This window comes from Candidatus Spongiihabitans sp. (assembly GCF_965247905.1).
In the GTDB taxonomy this organism is placed as follows: Bacteria; Pseudomonadota; Gammaproteobacteria; order Arenicellales; family Poriferihabitantaceae; genus Spongiihabitans.
In genome coordinates, this window is the sequence record NZ_OZ252047.1 from 1,759,093 (window position 1) to 1,777,838 (window position 18,746).

Genomic DNA, 18,746 nt, shown 5'->3' on the forward strand with positions numbered 1-18,746 from the left:
CTTTATTGCCCATGCTTTATTGCCCATGACGCGCCTAATACGCGCCAACATTGTCAATTTTAAAATGGTACAGTTCTCGGGCAGAGCCATAGCGCTTGAATTCATCGACATCGACATCATCAATTGCCGCCTGTTTGAGCAGGCGTGAAAGCTCCTTTTTGTGTTCATCATCCAACGGTTTTTCGATACAGTCGGCGCCGAGGCTTTTTACCGAGCCACGTACATACAAACGCGCTTCATAAATCGAATCGCCAAGCGATTCACCGGCATCGCCGCAAACCACCAACCGCCCGCTCTGTGCCATAAAGGCACTCATATGGCCTATGCTGCCTCGAACCACAATATCCACCCCTTTCATCGAAATCCCACAGCGTGCGGCGGCATTCCCTTCCACCACCAGCAACCCGCCGTGAGCAGTCGCGGCGCAATATTGCGAGGCATTGCCCTTGATTCGAACCTTGCCAGACATCATATTTTCCGCCAGCCCGGGGCCGGCGTTTCCGTTTACGGTGATATTGGCGCTCTTATTCATGCCCGCACAATAATAACCGACATGCCCGTGTACGCTGACCTCACAGGAAAACATCGCGCCTGAAACAATGTTATGCTTGCCGCCGGGATTGGCGATGACAAATGATTCGCCCTCGGCATCAGCCTGATGCAAAGCAGAATTCAAATCCCGAACACCGCTATTCCGCAAATCAAATTCTTGCATTACGACCTATTCCAGCTATAAATGGTAGCCGGTTCCGGCTCCCAGATGGTTGCATTTTCGCTGCCGGGAAGTTGGGCGATGGCGCGATACTCGGAAGCCATCGCCACCCAATCGTCGGTTTCCGCCAGAATCGCAGGTTTGCAGGCAATCGGGTCTCTTAGCACGGCAAAGCCATCCTTGGCGCCAATCGCAAAGGTATAAAATCCATCCAGGTCTGCCAGCGCCGCTTCCAACGCCTCGTTTAATGTTGCGCCCTGCCCTAATCGCCAAGTCAAGTATCCAGCCGCTACTTCGCTATCGTTATCGGTGGTAAAACGTATTCCTTTGCCAATCAGCATTTCACGCAGATTATTGTGATTGGACAAGGAGCCGTTGTGCACCAGACAAAGGTCGCGCCCGGTTGAAAATGGATGGGAGTGCTCCGTTGTGACCGCGCTCTCCGTCGCCATTCGAGTATGGCCGAGGGCATGAGTGCCGGCCATTGAGTTAAGACCGAATGTACGAATAACCTGATCTGGTGAACCTTTTTCTTTATATATTTCAATAGCGTAGCCGACACTAGTGACCTTAATTCCGATGAGATTATTTTCAACCCAATCCAGCAGTGCCTCGGTTTCCGCCCCGTTATCCACCTTATTATCCGCCTTATTATTCAAGTGAGCAATCAAAACCCCATGATTAGCCACCGATGAGAGCATCGCTTGGGGGTCAATTTCGGCTTGAACACGGGCTTGTATGGCCTCCCAATCCGTATCAGCATCGCTGGACTGCAAGGTAATCTTTACCTGTCCTGAAGCAACCGGATTACGATATATCGCAAAACCGGCGCTATCCGGGCCTCTTTCGGTCATTTGCATCAGCATGTCAGACAACATGCCGCCTAAATTTGCCTCCAACTCCGGGGACTTAATATATAACCCAACTATTCCGCACATATTTCAACTCGCTGTTTCGGTTAGCTGCGCCAACAAGCCCGACAAAAACTGATCACAGCGTTGGAGTTCTGATTTCAGAATATATTCATCGGGTTTATGACCCTGAGCCATTGACCCGGGACCGCAAACCACGGTAGGGACACCTAACCGTTTTTGAAACAACCCGCCTTCGCTGCCGAAATCAATTTTTACCGGTTGCTCGCATTCGACCAAAGCCTGAACGAACTTCACCACGTCTTCGTCAGGGGCTGTCTCCAGGGCCGGATATTGATTAAATATTTCAATATCAATACCAGTTTGCGGGAAATCCGCGCGATAGCGATCAACAATTTCAGTCGCGCAATTTTCGACGCGCTGCATGATTTCCATTGCATCATCCGATTTTAAATTACGAATTTCAAATTCAAACTGGCACAGATTCGGGATTATGTTCAGGGCGGTGCCGCCATGGATAGTGCCCACATGCAGGGTCGAGTAAGGAACACCGAAGTCATGATCGTGTTCAATGTTGCTGATAATATCGGTCTGGATTTCCCTGATGGCGGTAATCATTTCAGCCGCCAGATAAATCGCATTGAGGCCCTGAGTTGTCAATGCGGAATGAGATTCAACACCGTGGCACTTGCAGATTGCGCCCGTTTTTCCCTTGTGCGCGATAGCGATTTTTAAACCAGTTGGCTCGCCAATAATACAGAACCGCGGACGCGCCGATGCCGATTCAAGCATATCAATCATGCGCCGCACACCGACGCAGCCAATTTCTTCATCGTAGGAGAAAGCCAGATGGATCGGATGCGCCAATTTGCATTCCAGCGCGCGCGGCACCATCGCTAAAACTGATGCGATAAACCCTTTCATGTCTGTGGTGCCGCGTCCATAGAAACGATCGTTTTTTTCCAGCAATTCAAATGCCGCCACCGACCAATCCTGCCCATCCACAGGCACCACGTCGGAATGCCCGGACAACATCACCCCGCCAGTTTGGCCCGGACCAAAAACCGCATACAAGTTTGCTTTGGTTTTTTCATCGTTAAAGGTTAAATTTGATGTGATGCCGTATTCGCCAAGGTAGCACTCAATGTATTGAATCATTGCTAAATTGCTATCCCGGCTGACCGTCGGATAGGCAATTAATTTTTCCAGGATTTTTTCTGTTTGAGTCACGACCTTGAATTTTGGAGTTGGCGCAATCAAACTAATTGTAAGGAATCCCAAGAATTTTTGCAGGACAATGTCTGTTTTGCCACATGTAACCACCATAACTAAACGTGATTCCTTGTCCTGGAGTAGCAGGATTGGATTGGGTTTAGATTCGGCTGGGGGGGTGCCGGACAACGCCTCTCGACCCGCTTGAAAACCTAAGGCGATGCGGTCAGTGATGTAGACCCAGTCAAGGAACCGCCTATGAACTGAGTATTGTGCCGGGAATCAAGAAGTTACGCTCCCCGGCCTTCCAGGTTACAACGCAAGGCGGGCGGTCAGAAAAGCCATCAGGGAGCGATTGGTAAAGATGCTTGCTACATAGCGTCTACTTATATACAACAATAACGGCGTTTCTGTAAATTTTATTGACATTCCGCTTATTACGCTTTCTAATAGTGGAATGCTAATGAAACTTAAAGATATCGCGGTTGTGCAGATGGGCTTCTCTTTTCGCTCACGACTTGAGCCAGAGAAGAGCGGCGACCTAGCCGTGATTCAAATGCGCGACATCACGGAACGGGGTCTGGTGCAACCTCACCTTCTGATGACTATTCACAGCCAGGGCATCAACCAACACCATTTTGTAAAACGCCAAGATTTAGTATTCCGCTCCCGAGGCAAAACAACAACAGCGGCAATCATTGACGACGATGAAATAGACCGGGCTATTGTCGTAGCACCCTTGTTAAGAATCCGGGTCACCAACGACAATATCCTTCCAATATATCTTTGCTGGTTCATCAACCAGCCATCGTCCCAGGCCTTCTTACATAGCAGGGCTACCGGAACGGCGATGGTGATGATTGGCATATCCGTACTCCATGCCCTGGAGGTGCCTGTGCCCAGCCTTGCCGACCAAAAGAAAATTATTGATCTTGTCATATTGGCAGATAGGGAGCGGGAACTAATGGCGAAGATATCAATAGTAAAAAAATATATCACAGACAGAGATCTGATGTGCCTGGCAACACACTCTGAACCAATCCGTAACTGAAACAATGCAAGAGGTATAAAAAATGACTATTAAAATAGGAAATTACACTTTTGAAGGCCCATTTGGGTCGTCATCAAGTCTTAAAAAACAGTCAGGAGTCTATGCGATTCTGGGTCGACCTCGTACAATTCTGAATCCGCTCCCTACAATGCCTAACCGGGAAGTGGTTGATATTGGTGAATCTGAAGATGTGAAGCACCGTGTAGAAAATCATGACCGAGAAGATTGTTGGGAAAGTCGGCCCCACACCATTTTGAATTTCGCCGCTTACTATTGTGATGCAATAAATCGTATGAGCATTGAGAAAGAATTGCGGCAGAAATATAGGCCGCCTTGCGGCGAGCATTGAGTAAATAGCATGAACACACAACTCCAACAAAAAGATATCAACGCCGCCGCTTGGAAAGCCTGCGACAGTTTCCGCGGGGTGATGGACGCCACTGGTTACAAGGATTACATCCTGGTGATGCTGTTTCTCAAATACATTTCCGATGTTTGGAAAGTCCATTACGGCGAATACAAAAAACAACACGGCGATGACGACATACGCATCCAGCGCAAACTCAAGAATGAACGTTTTGTGCTGCCGAGAGACTGCAGTTTTTACGACCTGTATGAAAACCGCAGGGCATCCAATATCGGTGAACTCATCAACATCGCGCTGGATGCTATTGAAACTGCCAATCGAAAAAAACTGGAAGGTGTTTTCCGCAATATAGATTTCAACAGCGAGGCGAATCTCGGCAAGACCAAAGACCGCAACCGCCGTCTCAAGATGCTGTTGGAGGATTTTAACAAGCCCGAATTGGATATGAGCCCGCACCGTGTGTCGGAAGATGTCATCGGCAATACCTACATCTATCTGATTGAGCGCTTCGCCTCGGACGCCGGGAAGAAAGCCGGCGAATTCTACACGCCGCACAAGGTATCCGAACTGGTGGCGAAACTCTGCGCCCCCAAACCCGGCGCGCGTATTTGCGATCCCGCTTGCGGTTCCGCGGGGCTTTTGATTGAAGCCGCGCGCGTGGTGGGCGATAAAAATTATTCCCTTTACGGCATGGAGGTGAACGGCAGCACCTGGGCGCTTGCGCGCATGAATATGTTTCTGCACGGTGCCGATTCCGCCCGCATTGAATGGTGCAACACCCTCACTGCCCCCGCGCTGGTGGAAAAGGATCGCCTGATGAAATTTGACAATGTGGTCGCCAATCCGCCGTTTTCGCTCAAGCAGTGGGGTGCTGATGATGCCGAAACGGATATTTACAACCGCTTCTGGCGCGGCATACCTCCCCAATCTAAGGGCGACTACGCCTTCATTAGCCACATGGTAGAAGTGGCATTGAAAAAAAAAGGACGAATTACCCTTGTTGCCCCGCATGGTGTGTTGTTTCGTGGTGGTGCCGAAGGACGTATTCGGCAGCAGTTGATTGAAGAAAACTTGTTGGATGCAGTCATCGGCTTGCCCGGTAATCTTTTCCCGACAACAACCATTCCAGTCGCCATTCTGGTGTTTGACCGGTCTCGCGAGTCAGGTGGTGCAAAGGAACGACGTAAAAATGTGTTGTTTGTTGACGCTAGTAGAGAGTATGAACCTGGCAAGAACCAGAACAGCCTCGGCGAGAAGCACCTGGATAAAATTTTGAAAACGTATAAAGCACGTAAGGATGTGGACAAGTATGCCCATCTCGCTACCTTTGAGGAGATTAAGGAAAACGACTTCAATCTGAACATCCCACGCTATGTGGATACCTTTGAGGAAGAAGATGAGATTGATATTGATGCAGTCCAGGGGGAAATTGATCAACTGGAAAAGGAACTGGCCCAAGTGCGGGGAAAGATGGGCAAATTGCTCAAGGGGATACAGGCGTGAGCGAGTGGAAGTACGGAAATGTGGAGAAAAACAATGGAAAATAAGAGTATCAAAAATACACTTCTCTACCAAACGAAAAGTGGTCAGATTGAGTTTCGTGGTGACCTTGAACATGACACAGTTTTGGGGAATCTGAATCATATCGCCGAACTATTTGGCAGAGATAAATCAGTAATTTCTCGTCATATTAACAATATATTTCAATCAGGAGAGCTTCAGGAAAATGCAACTGTTGCAAAAATTGCAACAGTTCAAAAGGAGGGTAACCGAGTGGTTACTCGTGAAATTGATTATTATAACTTGGATATGATTTTGTCTGTTGGCTATCGTGTAGACTCTAAACAGGCGACTAAATTTCGTATATGGGCAACCAAAATACTTAAACAACACCTGCTTGATGGCTACACCATCAACAAAAAGCGTATCGCTGACAACTACGCTCAATTCATGGATTCGGTGGGCAAGATACAGATACTATTGCCCAATGATGGTAAGTTGGACTCGCGGAATACACTGGAACTGGTCAAGGCCTTCGCTAATGTTTGGGTGTCTCTAGATGCATACGATACCGAGAATTTCCCCAAAAACGGTGCTACCCGCCGAAAAGTAAAATTTGTAGCAGAGGAACTCATGCGCGCCCTTGCCACTTTTAAGAAAGAGTTGGTAAACGATAAACAGGCCACGGATCTTTTTGGAAGGGAACGCCATCACGGTGCCCTAATCGGTATTATCGGAAATGTGCTTCAATCTTTTAACGGACAGGATGTGTATCCCAGCATAGAGGAAAAAGCGGCTAACCTGCTCTACTTCATCGTCAAAGACCACCCCTTTACCGATGGTAACAAGCGTAGTGGTGCCTTTTCCTTTATCTGGTTCCTCCACAAAGCGAGAATACTGCAAAAGAGTCTAACGCCAGAGGCACTCACTGCCCTTACCCTTTTGGTGGCAGAAAGTGCCCCCGCTTCAAAAGACAAGATGATTGGATTGGTGCTGCTACTATTGAGAAAAAACAGGTGACCGAGAATTCCACTAAAAATCCGACCAGCCACAACACGCAGTTCTACAATCAAGATGCTTTTATGAAATTCGACGAACGCGATTTGCTGACCCACGCCAGCAAGAGAGTTGGAGAAAAGGGGGCGAGGAAAGATGGATAGGCAGTTGCAAGAATTACGCAGGAGCGGGGAGCGAGCCTAACGAAAATGTCAAAAAACTTCACATTTCCTCCTATACCTTCTCAAAAATTAGAGTTCTTGAGAAGATAGACCGAAACATAGCAACAAAATGTAACCTTTTGAGGAACAACCCTGTTGACAACCCTGGAACAGATTAGCCGCGAGATAGACTTTGAGACCCCGGCAATACTCAAAGTCCTGGCCCAAGCCAATCGTTACCTAGACACATTCGCCAGGCTTGGTATTTTGAAGAAAGCCCGATTAGGGCGTGAGAGTTATTACCCCAACACCGGTCTGATAAATCTGCTGCTTAACATTGCGGCAATTCATCGTGCCAACAGGACCAATGACAGAGATGAATAGAAAGGCAGGCAAAGGTGGGTCTTTGCCAGAAGGGTGGCGAGAAGTGAGGTTGGGAGACGTTTGTGCCATAGACAATGCGACCCTTTCTTCTAAAACACCGCATGATTACAGATTTGAATACATCTCATTGTCAGATGTTCAATCGGGGCAACTAATTCAGACGAAAGAGTTTTCATTCTTTGAAGCACCATTGAGAGCAAGAAGAATAGCCAAAAGAGGAGACGTTTTACTATCTACTGTTCGTCCTAATTTGCAAGGTTTCTATATTTTTAGAAACACCGTGAAAGATTGTATTGTGTCAACAGGTTTCGCAGTATTGACACCAAAACCTAATTTATTAGATTCAGGTTATTTATTTCAGATACTGTTTAGTAGATATATGCTTTCTATGTACAGATCTTTTAATGTTGGCTCTAATTATCCAGCCATCAATTCATTAGATGTTAAAAATTTTAATATCGTTATTCCTACTGTAAAAAGACAAAAATCCATCGCATCTTTACTTGCAACCTGGGACACCGCCATCGAAAAAACCGAAGCACTCATCGCCGCCAAACAGAAGCAGTTTAAGTGGCTACTGAAAACCCTCATCAGCGACCAGCAAAATAATCCTGAATGGCGAAAAGTCGCATTGAAGAATGCCTGCGAAATTATTACCAGCCCTGTTGATAAAAAGACTGTTGATGGCGAACTTCCAGTAAAGTTGTGCAATTACACAGATGTTTATTACAACAACACAATTGATTCTACAATCAAGTTTATGTCCGCTACAGCTAAACCTCAAGAAATAGAAAAATTTTCCATTGTTCAAGATGATGTGATTATCACCAAAGATTCTGAAACGCCTAGCGACATTGGTGTTCCTGCCTATGTTGAAGAAACCATGAACAATCTATTATGTGGTTATCACTTAACAATTCTTCGCCCAAAAAAGCATATCCTAGGGAAATATGTTTGTTATGCTTTAGCATCTCCGAGAGCAAAGTATGAATTTTATAGATTTGCTAATGGAATTACACGTTTCGGCCTTACATCTGAATCCTACCAAAAAATTGAAATCCTTATTCCTCCGCTTCCAGAACAGCACAATATTTCTTGGATACTGGATGTAGGCAAAAAAGAAATTAGCCTATTGAAGAATTTAGCAGAATCCTACCGCATCCAAAAACGCGGCTTAATGCAGAAGTTATTGACCGGGGAATTTGAGAGAGTGGAGGATTCGTATTTCTAGGGAGTTAATTATGGATTGGAAAGAGTACGAAAAAGAAATATATGATCATTTTAAATTTCAGTATCCTGATGCAGAAATTACTTTGAATGCTAAAAAACTGGGTATTCACTCGAAAATACATCGTCAAATAGATGTTTTAATAGAACAATATGTTGCTGGAAATAGAATTACGATCGTGGTTGAAGGAAAATATCGTAATAAAAAAATAGATGTTGAAATAGTTGAAGGTTTTATTAAGAAAGTTGAAGATATAGGTGCTCACAAAGGGTTGCTTATTTCAAAAAATGGTTTTTCTAAAGCCGCGTTTGATCTAGCACACAATGGTTCATCAAATATTGAACTAGATATTCTAAATTTTAAAGATATTAAACAATTTCAAGCTCATTGTGCCCTACCATATGCTGGAGAAAACTGCGTTCTTATACCTGCGCCATTTGGCTGGATTATTGATGGCACTAGAAGAGACGGTCTAGGGGTAGCAACCATGTACCAACAAGGTCTCAGTCTCAATCAAGCCATGGTAAATATGGAATTCATGTATGTGCACTTTTGGGATAGAAAAAAGGATGATCATGACCTTGATGATCTATTAAAAATACAAGAAGAAAATTTGAAAAAGATTGATACAAAGGTAAAAATTGAATATAGACCTACAATTAGGAGGGATAAAGAGAAGACAGCCTTGAGAATTGCTAAACTTAAAAATTATCCGACAAACGAATATACTGGATTTATTGAATTTCCTGATTTTATATTCTTTTGTGTGATGTTCAGTCCGGATAATAAAAGTAATACAAACATCAGAAAACTAGAAAATATTTTAAAAATGGCACTGCCAATTAAAATAGCAAATCCAGAAGATATGTAGCAAGTCAATGTCACTTGCGTTTTGTCCTGAATGAATACTGATAAGCATATATTCAATCCGACCAGAAAACCAATACTCAGCATTGTCACAGTCATCCAGGTAAAAAGCATTTGATGAATTACTCAATGTGTTGAGTAAAACTAATGCAATATGGGTTAACCTAATGTCCAGATTCATATTCAACGAAACAGATCTCTCCCAGATCCAGGTGCTAATGGAATTCATCAACCTCGGATACTACCAAACGTCTGTTATATCGGTTTCACTGGCGCACCTCCGCCTAAAAATAAACATGTCCATATAGAAACAAAAGGTTCTTGACAAAGCACTCCATGGGTGTCCGCAGATTAGCGTAGAGAACATTTGCGTGGTGGGATTTTGATCTAGACACTGGACAAAAACGTTTGATATAGCGAACAAAATTGTCTAATATAGCAGGATTGTTTGGCATATCAAAAACATGAAATTCATCAGACCACAGGCAAAAAAACTTATTCGACGGCTGAAAGAACCCCGCCGGATTATTCAGTCCATATCGGGCGCGCGGCAGGTTGGCAAGACGACCCTTGCTCTGCAAGTGGCCGAGCGGAGCCATTTACCCTGCCATTTTGCAAGCGCGGATGAGCCAACGCTTCGCGCCGGCGCCGGGTGGATTGTGTCGCAATGGGAGGAAGCGCGACACCTGGCGGAAAGGCCGGGGAAAAAGGGCGCGTTGCTGATACTGGATGAGGTTCAAAAGATTCCGCGCTGGTCTGCAACGATAAAGGGGCTTTGGGATGAAGACACCCGCAGGAGAAAACCGGTGAAAGTCGTATTGCTCGGTTCGGCACCACTGTTGCTCGGGCAAGGGCTTACGGAAAGCCTCGCTGGACGTTTTGAAACCCTGCACCTGCCGCACTGGAGTTTTTCCGAGATGCGCGAGGCTTTCGGGTGGGATTTGCAACAGTATCTTTTCTATGGCGCCTATCCGGGGGCCGCGCCGCTCATAAAAAAGCCGCCGCGTTGGTCGCGCAATATCAAGGACTCGCTTATAGAAACGACTATTTCCCGCGATGTGCTTTTGCTGTCCCGCGTGGACAAGCCGGCATTGTTGCGGCGGTTGTTTGAACTGGGTTGCGCCTATTCGGGGCAAATTCTTTCTTACAGAAAAATTGCCGGACAACTTCAGGATGCGGGAAATGTCACCACGCTGGCGCATTATCTTGACCTGCTTGCGGGAGCCGGCACGCTGGCCGGGCTACAAAAATACACGGGCAGCATGGTGGCAAGCCGGCGCTCGATTCCAAAACTTCAGGTCTTCAATACGGCATTGATAACCGCCCAATCCAGCATGACCCGGCGGGAGATGCTCAAAGACAAGCAACTGATGGGACGGCTGACAGAATCCGCGGTGGGAGCGCATTTGCTCAATGCCACCGTTGGCGGAGAGTGTGAATTGTTTTATTGGCGGGAGAACAACCGCGAAGTGGATTTTGTCTTGCGCAAGGGAAAGAAACTGGCCGCCATTGAAGTCAAGAGCGGCAAGGTGCCTGCTTCATTATCAGGACTGGATGATTTTGCCAACAGATTCAAGCCTACAAAGAGCCTGATAATCGGCACGGGCGGCGTTTCTCTTGAACGGTTTCTGTCAACGCCTGCGGAATACTGGGTAACCTAATGTCCGCATTCAAATTCAACGAGAAATATCTTTCCCAAATTCCAGCGTTGATGGAGTGCATCAACCTCGGATACACCTATCTCAGGCCGAAGCAAGTATCGGTAGAACGGGGTGGTCATTTATCCAATGTTTTGCTGGAGAATGTTCTGCGTGAACAACTTAAAAAAATAAACCGCATCCACTACAAGGGCACCGAATATCTATTCAGTGAGGAAAATATTCAATCCGCTATTCAGAAGATAAAAAATGTCAAATTCGAAGGTCTGCAAAAAACAAACGAGCATATTTACGATTTGATAACGCTGGGCAGTAGCTTTGAGCAAACCATTGAAGACAGATCTGCTAGTTATACATTGAACTATATTGATTGGAAGAATCCTGCTAACAATGTCTTTCATGTAGTGGCGGAATTTGCTGTCGAACGCATGCGCGGTACTGGGACCGCGAGGCCGGACATTCTGCTATTTGTGAACGGCATTCCCCTGGTTGTGATTGAATGTAAGTCTCCTGATATTGATGTGGATGAGGGAATATCACAAAACATTCGCAATCAGGATGTTGAATACATCCCACAACTGTTCACTTACGCACAGGTTTTGTTGTCTGTGAATAAAAATAAAGCCAAGTATGCGACTGCGGTGACAGGACGGGAGTTTTGGGGTACTTGGAAGGAGCAGGATAATACCGATGAAGCGATACATACCTGTGTGAATAAAGTGCTATCCGGGGAAGACAAGGCAGCACTGTTTTCTGGCGATTTCAAATCGACACGACCACATTTTGAAGCACTTGAAAGCGAAAGCAGTCGAGTAGTTACCGAACAAGATAAATGCCTTTATAGCCTATGCCGTCCGCAACGTCTGCTTGAGATTGTTCATCGTTTCATCATCTTTGATTCAGGTGTCAAGAAAATTGCTCGATACCAGCAGTTTTTTCTGGTTCGCTCTGCTATCAAACAGATCAAACAAAAAAACAACGAAGGCAAACGTACCGGCGGCATCGTCTGGCATACCCAAGGTTCTGGAAAATCCATCACCATGGTCATGCTGGCTCGCGCTTTGATGTTGGACATGGATCTTAAGGGTCTGCGTATTATTCTGGTTACCGATCGCAAGGAGTTAGATAAGCAATTGGGTAACACTTTTCAAGCCTGCGGGTTGGACAGAGAACATGCGACATCTGGACGGGATCTGATCAGGCACATTCAAAACAAGCAAGACATCATTACCACCTTGATACATAAATTTGAAAAGGCTTTGTCCTCAACCAAATTTGTTGATGAATCTCCAGATATCATTGTTCTTGTGGACGAGAGCCACCGCACACAGTTTGGTTCTTTAGCTGCAGGGATGCGGCGGATGTTACCCAATGTCTGTTATATCGGTTTCACCGGTACACCATTGCTTAAAGCAGAAAAGAACAGTTTTGCCAGATTCGGCGGGCTGATTGAACCGCATTATTCTGTCCGGCAGGCGATTAAGGACAAGGCGGTAGTTCCTCTCCTTTACGAAGGACGACATGTAGAGATAGAGCAGAGTCAGGATGCCGTTGACCTTTGGTTTGCTCGCCATACAGAAGATTTGACTGACCAACAGAAAGTGGACTTGAAGAAAAAATACTCCCGAAATAAAGAATTGAACCAGACCGATCAAGTGATCTATATGCGTGCGTTTGATATCAGCACACATTTCCAGAGCCATTGGCAGGGCACTGGATTCAAAGCGCAACTGGTGGCAGACAGCAAGGTGACCGCGCTGAAGTACCGCACCTGTCTTAAGCAAATAGGTACGGTGTCATCGGAACTTGTCATCTCTCCACCGGACGCCCGGGAGGGTTATGAAGAAGTAGGGGCAGAGACAAAGAATGAGGTGGGGAGATTCTGGAAGGATATGATGGCGCGTTATGGCTCCGAGGAACAATACAACAAACAGATTATCAATCAGTTTAAAGAAGCGGACACCCCAGAGATTTTGATTGTAGTAGATAAACTCATCACCGGCTTTGATGCACCGCGCAATACCGTGCTGTATCTGTGCCGCAAGTTGCGAGGGCACACCTTGTTACAGGCCATCGCACGCGTTAATCGCCTCTACTTGGGCAAGGAATATGGCTATATTGTTGACTATGACAATGTGCTGGGTGAACTAGACAAGGCATTGACAACATACGATGAGCTTGAGGGCTTTGACAACACCGATCTTGCAGATTTTCTGGTTTCCATCAATGAGCGGGTTGCTCAGTTGCCGCAACAGCATTCGGAACTTTGGGATCTGTTCAAGGAAATTAAAAATTCCCGTGATGAAGAGCAGTATGAAGTATTGCTGGCTGATGAAGGACGGCGGGATGATTTCTATGTATGCCTTAGCAAATACGGTAAGACGCTTGCGATAGCTCTTTCATCCGAGAAGTTCATGATGCAAACCGATGAGCATCAACTGCAAGACTATAAAAACGATTTCAAACGTTTCCAGAAACTAAAGGCAGCAGTCAAACTGCGCTACGCTGAAGCTATTGATTACCGCGATTACGAACCTCGGATTAAAAAATTGTTGGACACGCATATTCAGGCAAACGAAGTTACCCGATTAAACGACCCGGTGAATATCTTTGATGACAGCACCTTCACCATGATCAAAGAAAAGCGGGGCATATATGTCGCCAAGACCACGGCAGCAAGAGCAGACATTATCGCCCATGCGACCAAGCGTAAAATTACCGAAAATCTAGATAAAGACCCGGCCTTCTATGAGCAGTTCTCAAAACTCATTCAAGATGCGATTGATGATTTCAAGCAGCAGCGAATATCGGACCTGGCGTATCTGCAAAAAGTGAGTGATATTCGCGATAGGGTCATGAATATACAGCGCGACGATCTTCCCGAGAGAATCCGTGAAGATGCTGAAGCCTGCGCCTATTTTGGGGCGGTTAAACCCTGTTTTACCGGAATGGATATAAACGAAAGCCAGGTTGACGCTATTGCCGCGCAAATAGCACTTGTTATTAAACACGCCATTGAAACGAACTGGAAAGTGGATTTTTGGCACGATAGCGATGCACAGAATGCCGTGAAAAACGAGATGGATGATTTCCTATATGACGAAGTGAAAGACGCGCATGGTATTGATTTGTCGCCGCAACAGATGGATGAAATTGTCAGCAAAACCATGAAGGTGGCAAAATTCTGGAAGCATGGTTAATGGAGGAAACAAAACACGCCATTACCTACGCGGGCAAGTCCATTCCCTTTCATCTAATTTATTCCAAAAGAAAGTCTATGGAAATCGTCGTTTATCCCGACGGCTCGGTGTCCGTGAAAGCCCCGCTGGGAACGGATGAAAACCTTATTGAGCATCGCCTTCACAAACGCGCGCGTTGGATACTGCGTCAGATTCGCTATTTCGCGCAGTTTGAGCCACGCACGCCCCAGCGGCGGTTTGTCGGCGGTGAAAGCCATCTGTATCTAGGCAGAAAGTATCGGTTGAAGATAACGCGGTCTGAAATCGAAGGTGTTTTGTTAAAGCACGGGTTCTTTCATATCAACGTGGCTGATAACAAGCCGGAGCATGTAGCGAAGTTGCTTGAACACTGGTATCGGCGCCGGGCGGATGTGTATTTCTCTCAGGTGCTTGGAGAATGTTGGCTTCGCTTCCAAAATAAAGGGGTGGACAAACCCACTCTTAAAATCCGTATTATGAAAACACGTTGGGGCAGTTTGAGCAGGAAAGGCGGGATGACATTGAATCTGCAACTGATCAAAGCGCCCAGGGAATGTATTGAATATGTCGTGATTCACGAATTATGTCATCTGCTGCATTCTAATCATGGCAAGGCGTTTTACGACTTGCTTGAGAGGTCTCTCCCTGATTGGATAGCACGAAAGAAAAAACTGGAAATGGCGCTGTGTTAGTAAATTATGAATTTGACGCTACATAACAAGGTAAATCCAGATTTAGAAACTCAAACTTGCCCGCAGGGCATCATTCAGGTGTTCATATTCTAAAGCGAAACCATTGTCCAAAAGTCTTTTGGGGATCACTCGTTGGCCATGAAGCAACAATCTATCGCCCATTTCTCCAAACAATAATTTCACTGCAAAACCTGGCATTGAAAACACGCTTGGCCGTGACAAAGCCCGTCCTAATTGTTTAGCAAATTCAGCGTTGGTGACCGGCTGAGGTGAGGTCAGGTTGAACACGCCATGAAGTTCATTGCTGTTCATCAGGTATTCAACGACGGCGATGACATCACTGCGATGTATCCAGGACATGACCTGTTCCCCGCTTCCAAGTTTGCCGCCAAGGCCTAACCGAAACGCGGGCAGCATCTTGCCAAGCGCGCCGCCGCCCGGCCCCAATACGATGCCAAGCCGCATGATGCATACCCGCACATCGAGCTCTTCCGCCTGCCTGGCAGCCTGTTCCCAACGTTGACACAAACGATGGGTGAATTCATCATGAACCTCCGAGTGTTCATCAAGCGCCCGGTCGTTTTGCGCGCCATAATACCCAATCGCTGAGGCGCTAAGCAGGCATTCCGGCGGCGCCTCCAGTCGCCGAATCAGGCCAACGAGTTGTTCGGTTACGCCGACGCGACTGTGCACTAAAAGTTGTTTTTGTTTTTCGGACCAACGTTTGCCGGCAATCGGCTCGCCCGCGAGATTGATAATGACATCGATTTTATTTTGATTGCCGATTTCGTCTAACGACTTAATGTAGGTAATATTTGAACTCTGTTTTTGTGTATTAAGCGCGATTGCCTGACGAGTCAGCACGATAATAACGTGGCCCTGTTGCGTAAATTTCTTCAGCAACGCTTGACCAATAAAACCCGTTCCGCCGGTGACTAAAATTCGCATCGCGTTTCTCGCGGCATGTTTATCGCATGGGGTTTCACACAACCACAAGATCGGTCGGCTGTCGGCTTAATCGCTCCACGCCGTTATCGGTCACGCGCACCGTTTGTCCCAGCGTCATCGCGTTTCCCGTGTCGCTGTTCATCAGAATAATATGCACGAAGAAAACATTGTTGGTGTGCATGACAAATGAATTGTCGGCATAGAACATCGGAAAATCCATCCATATCGGCGAGTACATCGCGCCGAGACTGTAGCCACAGGCATTCATGCGATGCGCGCGATAACCGGCCGCGTCCAACACGCGTGCGTGCTCGGCAAAAACCGCGCCCATCGTCTCACCCGGCTTGATCGCTTCCAGACAAACTTGCATCGCATCGGCGCAAGCGCGGTGCATATTGACATGCTCGGTTGACGGCTGGCCGGTCAAAAAGGTTTGCATCAGGCAGGCATGGTAGCGGCGGTAAGCCCCGGCATACTCCAGCGTCAGTTGATCCTGCGCGCCAAGGGTTGCGCGCCCGCTGAAGTATCTGCAAAGCAAGGCGCCCGCGCCTGAGCCGATAATGAATTCGTTGGCCGGATAATCGCCGCCGCCTTTGAACACGGCGCCTTGCATGGCGGCCAGAATGTCGCCTTCAAACACGCCGGGACGCGCGCTCTGTTTTGCCGCATCCATGGCATCGTCGGCAAGTTGCGCGGCGCGCCTCACATATTTAATTTCCGCCGCGCTCTTCACCGCCCGCAATGCGCTGACCAAGTCCGAAGCATCGACCAACTCGCAAACTCCTGTTAATGTATTATCAAGTATTTTGCCGTAACATGCTGATAATCCATAAGCATTATATTCACAACCTAATTTTTTTGCCGGGCTTTTCCCAGGAACATCATATTCAAGCAACGCTTGTTTCAACTCATTCGCCGGATTGACGCCTTCGCCATCAACCCAAATTTTAATATCCTTGATATCTGAAGTATGTTGTGCCTGGCGTAAATCCGGCGCCCGGGTCAGTAAGAAACAGCGACCATCGGCGCCGAGATACAGGCACTGAAAAAAGCAAAAGCCGAAACTGTCGTAACCGGTCAGGTAATACATGCTCTCTTGCTTAAACATTAAAATTCCATCCAATCCTTTGGCTTCGAGTTTTTTGATGGTCGCTTCGCGGCGGGCGCTAAGTTCGGATGGTTCAAAGTGAATTGGCATGGGTGGCTCCTGTGGGTTATGCGACAAAAGTATACTCCAAAAACAATGAGACAAAAGCACCTGTCTCTTCCAATATGAAATGATGCTGAACGAGGGTTGTGTTGCTAACGGAAAATGGTGCCAAAGTAAGGTGATTTCTGTTGATGATTGGGGGGAGTGATTCTGTCGCTCGATTCCCCGTCGTCATTCCTGCGGAAGCAGGAATGACGGCTTCGCTAGAGCCTAAAAAACACTTCCGCCACCCTAACGACAACACCCTGTTTAGTACCATTTTAGGATTGGAATAGACTGCGCCCCTAAAAGATACGCTGCTTTGCCAAGATGTGAAGCAATGCGGTTATAATATCCGCCGATTTAATCATTAGCAGGATAACAAAATGGGGCGACCCACCAAAACCAGATTCGACACGCTTGCATTGCATGCCGGGCAACGGCCCGACCCGGTGCATGGCGCGCGCGCGGTGCCGATTTACCAAACCGCCAGTTACGTGTTCAAGGATAGCGAACACGCGGCCTCGTTGTTCAACATGGAGCGTCCCGGCCATGCCTATGCACGGTTATCGAACCCGACCACCGCGGTATTTGAGGAGCGCATCGCGGCATTGGAAGATGGCGTCGGCGGCATCGCCACGGCCAGCGGCCAAGCCGCGCTGCACCTCGCCATCGCGACCTTGATGGATGCCGGCTCGCACATCGTCTCATCCAGCGCAGTCTATGGCGGCTCCCACAATATCCTGCAATACACCCTGCCGCGCTTTGGCATCGACACCACTTTCGTTTCCCCGCGAGATGTCGATGGCATTCGCAACGCGATTCAGCCCAATACACGATTGATCTTTGGCGAGGTGATTGGCAACCCCGGAAACGATATTATGAATTTGCCGGTGGTAGCGGAAATTGCCCGTGAAAACAAAATACCGTTCATGATCGACTCCACATTTACCACGCCGTATCTATGCAAACCATTTGATTTTGGCGCCGACCTCATTATGCATTCGGCGACCAAGTTTCTATGCGGTCATGGAACAGTAATCGGCGGCGTTTTAGTCGACCACGGTCGATTCGATTGGGAAGGCAGCGGGAAATTCAGCACCCTGTCCGAGCCTTATCAAGGCTTTCATGCGATGTCGTTTGACGAGGAATCATCCCAAGCCGCGTTTTTGTTGCGCGCGCGCCGCGAAGGCATGCGCGACTTTGGCGCGTGCATGGCGCCGACGGTGGCGTTTTATATATTGCAAGGCATGGAAACCTTGTCCATGCGTATGCAGCGGCATGTCGCGAACACCCGCAAAGTCATCGAGTTTTTGCAATCGTCTGAGGTAGTGGACGCCATCAGTTATCCCGAACTGCCCGAGCATCCGGATCATCATTTAGTGAATTCGTTGTTGCCCAAGGGCGCCGGGGCGGTGTTCAGTTTCTCGCTCAAGGGCGGCCGTGAAGCGGGAAAATCGTTTGTAGAAGGCTTGGACTTGTTTTCCCATCTCGCCAATGTCGGCGATGCGAAATCGTTAGTCATTCATCCGGCCAGCACCACCCATTATCGAATGAGCGCGGCCGATCTTTTGAAAGCCGGCATCAGTGAAGGCACCATTCGGTTATCCGTTGGCATTGAAGACATTGACGATTTATTGGACGACTTATCCAAAGGACTTCACTTGTCCAAGCGAGCGTCGGGCTGAGCG

Annotated in this window: 17 protein-coding genes; 12 read left to right on the forward strand and 5 right to left on the reverse strand. The window is 47.3% G+C overall.

Features of this window, described 5'->3' with window-relative positions:
• Nucleotides 1–34: 34 nt before the first annotated feature.
• Genes ACP158_RS09025 through argE form a run of 3 tightly spaced genes read right to left on the reverse strand, consistent with a single transcriptional unit; the run spans nt 35 to nt 2,814 of the window.
• A complete protein-coding gene (locus ACP158_RS09025) occupies nt 35–715 on the reverse strand; it encodes a protein glxC (RefSeq protein WP_424945823.1) in 681 nt (226 codons plus the stop codon).
• Nucleotides 715–1,650 carry a class II glutamine amidotransferase gene (locus ACP158_RS09030; protein WP_424945824.1) on the reverse strand — a complete coding sequence of 312 codons (936 nt, stop codon included), beginning with the start codon at nt 1,648–1,650 and terminating at the stop codon, nt 715–717. Before ACP158_RS09030 ends, ACP158_RS09025 begins: the two co-directional genes overlap by 1 nt.
• A 3-nt stretch (nt 1,651–1,653) precedes the next feature.
• Nucleotides 1,654–2,814 carry an acetylornithine deacetylase gene (argE, locus tag ACP158_RS09035; protein ID WP_424945825.1) on the reverse strand — a complete coding sequence of 387 codons (1,161 nt, stop codon included), beginning with the start codon at nt 2,812–2,814 and terminating at the stop codon, nt 1,654–1,656.
• Between the two features lie 445 nt (nt 2,815–3,259).
• Here argE and ACP158_RS09040 point away from each other — a divergent pair, with 445 nt between their 5' ends.
• From ACP158_RS09040 to ACP158_RS09090, 11 genes are all read left to right on the forward strand, one after another.
• Nucleotides 3,260–3,847, forward strand: a complete 588-nt coding sequence (locus ACP158_RS09040; RefSeq protein WP_424945826.1) for a restriction endonuclease subunit S — start codon at nt 3,260–3,262, stop codon at nt 3,845–3,847.
• 22 nt (nt 3,848–3,869) lie between these two features.
• Complete coding sequence (locus tag ACP158_RS09045) at nt 3,870–4,196, forward strand: hypothetical protein (protein WP_424945827.1); 327 nt, start codon at nt 3,870–3,872, stop codon at nt 4,194–4,196.
• 9 nt (nt 4,197–4,205) lie between these two features.
• Complete coding sequence (locus ACP158_RS09050) at nt 4,206–5,717, forward strand: type I restriction-modification system subunit M (RefSeq protein ID WP_424945828.1); 1,512 nt, start codon at nt 4,206–4,208, stop codon at nt 5,715–5,717.
• 33 nt (nt 5,718–5,750) lie between these two features.
• Entirely contained in the window at nt 5,751–6,734 is a 984-nt protein-coding gene (rhuM, locus tag ACP158_RS09055) for a RhuM family protein (protein ID WP_424945829.1), read from the forward strand.
• A complete protein-coding gene (locus ACP158_RS09060; protein WP_424945830.1) occupies nt 6,731–6,874 on the forward strand; it encodes a hypothetical protein in 144 nt (47 codons plus the stop codon). Before rhuM ends, ACP158_RS09060 begins: the two co-directional genes overlap by 4 nt.
• A gap of 153 nt (nt 6,875–7,027) precedes the next feature.
• Nucleotides 7,028–7,255, forward strand: coding sequence for a hypothetical protein (locus tag ACP158_RS09065; protein WP_424945831.1), 228 nt, complete (start codon nt 7,028–7,030; stop codon nt 7,253–7,255).
• Nucleotides 7,239–8,486, forward strand: a complete 1,248-nt coding sequence (locus tag ACP158_RS09070) for a restriction endonuclease subunit S (protein WP_424945832.1) — start codon at nt 7,239–7,241, stop codon at nt 8,484–8,486. Before ACP158_RS09065 ends, ACP158_RS09070 begins: the two co-directional genes overlap by 17 nt.
• A gap of 10 nt (nt 8,487–8,496) precedes the next feature.
• On the forward strand, nt 8,497–9,354 hold the full coding sequence (locus ACP158_RS09075) for a restriction endonuclease (protein WP_424945833.1): 858 nt from the start codon (nt 8,497–8,499) through the stop codon (nt 9,352–9,354).
• Between the two features lie 460 nt (nt 9,355–9,814).
• Complete coding sequence (locus ACP158_RS09080) at nt 9,815–11,011, forward strand: ATP-binding protein (RefSeq protein ID WP_424945834.1); 1,197 nt, start codon at nt 9,815–9,817, stop codon at nt 11,009–11,011.
• Entirely contained in the window at nt 11,011–14,208 is a 3,198-nt protein-coding gene (locus tag ACP158_RS09085; RefSeq protein ID WP_424945835.1) for a type I restriction endonuclease subunit R, read from the forward strand. Before ACP158_RS09080 ends, ACP158_RS09085 begins: the two co-directional genes overlap by 1 nt.
• Nucleotides 14,208–14,918 carry a M48 family metallopeptidase gene (locus tag ACP158_RS09090; RefSeq protein ID WP_424945836.1) on the forward strand — a complete coding sequence of 237 codons (711 nt, stop codon included), beginning with the start codon at nt 14,208–14,210 and terminating at the stop codon, nt 14,916–14,918. Before ACP158_RS09085 ends, ACP158_RS09090 begins: the two co-directional genes overlap by 1 nt.
• Nucleotides 14,919–14,960: 42 nt before the next feature.
• On the opposite strand, the gene ACP158_RS09095 is transcribed toward ACP158_RS09090, so the two are convergent.
• Both ACP158_RS09095 and ACP158_RS09100 read right to left on the reverse strand, forming a co-directional pair.
• Nucleotides 14,961–15,866: a TIGR01777 family oxidoreductase gene (locus ACP158_RS09095; protein WP_424945837.1), complete on the reverse strand. Its 906-nt coding sequence runs from the start codon at nt 15,864–15,866 to the stop codon at nt 14,961–14,963.
• 34 nt (nt 15,867–15,900) lie between these two features.
• Entirely contained in the window at nt 15,901–17,064 is a 1,164-nt protein-coding gene (locus ACP158_RS09100; protein WP_424945838.1) for a M24 family metallopeptidase, read from the reverse strand.
• A 377-nt stretch (nt 17,065–17,441) separates the two neighbouring features.
• Between ACP158_RS09100 and ACP158_RS09105 the strand changes: the two genes are divergently transcribed.
• Nucleotides 17,442–18,743: an O-acetylhomoserine aminocarboxypropyltransferase gene (locus tag ACP158_RS09105; protein ID WP_424945839.1), complete on the forward strand. Its 1,302-nt coding sequence runs from the start codon at nt 17,442–17,444 to the stop codon at nt 18,741–18,743.
• Nucleotides 18,744–18,746: the final 3 nt, after the last annotated feature.

Coding starts and splice junctions, on each gene's coding strand:
- rhuM (WP_424945829.1), top strand. CDS start 5,751: ATGGAAAATAAGAGTATCAAAAATACACTTCTCTACCAAACGAAAAGT.
- ACP158_RS09040 (WP_424945826.1), top strand. CDS start 3,260: ATGAAACTTAAAGATATCGCGGTTGTGCAGATGGGCTTCTCTTTTCGC.
- ACP158_RS09100 (WP_424945838.1), bottom strand. CDS start 17,064: ATGCCAATTCACTTTGAACCATCCGAACTTAGCGCCCGCCGCGAAGCG.
- ACP158_RS09095 (WP_424945837.1), bottom strand. CDS start 15,866: ATGCGAATTTTAGTCACCGGCGGAACGGGTTTTATTGGTCAAGCGTTG.
- ACP158_RS09085 (WP_424945835.1), top strand. CDS start 11,011: ATGTCCGCATTCAAATTCAACGAGAAATATCTTTCCCAAATTCCAGCG.
- ACP158_RS09050 (WP_424945828.1), top strand. CDS start 4,206: ATGAACACACAACTCCAACAAAAAGATATCAACGCCGCCGCTTGGAAA.
- ACP158_RS09045 (WP_424945827.1), top strand. CDS start 3,870: ATGACTATTAAAATAGGAAATTACACTTTTGAAGGCCCATTTGGGTCG.
- ACP158_RS09090 (WP_424945836.1), top strand. CDS start 14,208: ATGGAGGAAACAAAACACGCCATTACCTACGCGGGCAAGTCCATTCCC.
- ACP158_RS09070 (WP_424945832.1), top strand. CDS start 7,239: ATGACAGAGATGAATAGAAAGGCAGGCAAAGGTGGGTCTTTGCCAGAA.
- ACP158_RS09030 (WP_424945824.1), bottom strand. CDS start 1,650: ATGTGCGGAATAGTTGGGTTATATATTAAGTCCCCGGAGTTGGAGGCA.
- ACP158_RS09080 (WP_424945834.1), top strand. CDS start 9,815: ATGAAATTCATCAGACCACAGGCAAAAAAACTTATTCGACGGCTGAAA.
- ACP158_RS09025 (WP_424945823.1), bottom strand. CDS start 715: ATGCAAGAATTTGATTTGCGGAATAGCGGTGTTCGGGATTTGAATTCT.
- ACP158_RS09075 (WP_424945833.1), top strand. CDS start 8,497: ATGGATTGGAAAGAGTACGAAAAAGAAATATATGATCATTTTAAATTT.
- ACP158_RS09105 (WP_424945839.1), top strand. CDS start 17,442: ATGGGGCGACCCACCAAAACCAGATTCGACACGCTTGCATTGCATGCC.